This window comes from Mesorhizobium sp. M7A.F.Ca.CA.002.09.1.1 (assembly GCF_003998555.1).
GTDB classification, from domain to species: Bacteria; Pseudomonadota; Alphaproteobacteria; order Rhizobiales; family Rhizobiaceae; genus Mesorhizobium; species Mesorhizobium ciceri.
This window is the reverse complement of the sequence record NZ_RZRR01001449.1, coordinates 1-750: the sequence shown is the minus strand read 5'-3', so window position 1 is coordinate 750 and position 750 is coordinate 1. Positions and strand designations below refer to the sequence as shown.

Annotated in this window: 1 protein-coding gene and 1 pseudogene; both read left to right on the top strand. The window is 60.9% G+C overall.

The features are described 5' to 3' along the window. Positions 1 to 31: 31 nt before the first annotated feature. Entirely contained in the window at positions 32 to 448 is a 417-nt protein-coding gene (locus tag EN994_RS33920; RefSeq protein WP_024501648.1) for a helix-turn-helix domain-containing protein, read from the top strand. A 121-nt stretch (positions 449 to 569) separates the two neighbouring features. After that, positions 570 to 750: pseudogene (locus EN994_RS33915) on the top strand (DNA polymerase IV); the annotation flags it as partial.

Genomic DNA, 750 nt, shown 5'->3' with positions numbered 1-750 from the left:
ATAGTAAAGTGATTTAGAAATGGAACCATAGATGGCGACGCGCGAAAAATCCGACTGCCCGATCAACCTGTCGCTCGAACTCATCGGCGACCGCTGGACGCTGCTCATCATCCGCGACATGGTCTTCGCCGGGAAAAAGCACTTTCGCGAATTCCTGCAATCCGACGAAGGCATCTCCTCGCGCACGCTGGCCGAGCGACTGCAAACGCTTCAGGACGAAGGCATCCTCACCAGAAGCGACGACCCGACGCATGGCTTGAGAACGGTCTACCGGCTGACCGAAGCAGGCATCGACCTATTGCCGGTGCTGGCGACGCTCGGCGCCTGGGGCAGCAGGCACCGCAAGGCCGACGAGAGATTGGCCAGGATTGCCAACCAGTTGGCGGCAGGCGGCGAAGCAGCGCTGGAAAAGATGAAAGCGGCGCTGCGAACGGAGCATAGTGTCTAGGCGGTTGCGTTCAAGCCGAACCGGCATGGCTGTTGCCGCACCCAATCGCTCTTCGCTTGACAACCATCCATCTTTGTTCTTTATTTGTTCTATTCTATCAGCAACTGCGGATGTGCGGTCGATGGAAACGACAGCCACCATCCTGCATGCCGATCTCGACGCTTTCTACGCCTCTGTCGAGCAGTTGCTCGATCCGCCGCTGCGCGGCAAGCCGATCGCGGTGGGCGGCGGCGTCGTGCTCGCCGCTTCCTATGAGGCGCGCGCCTTCGGCGTGCGTGGCGGCATGCCGGGGCGCAAGGCGC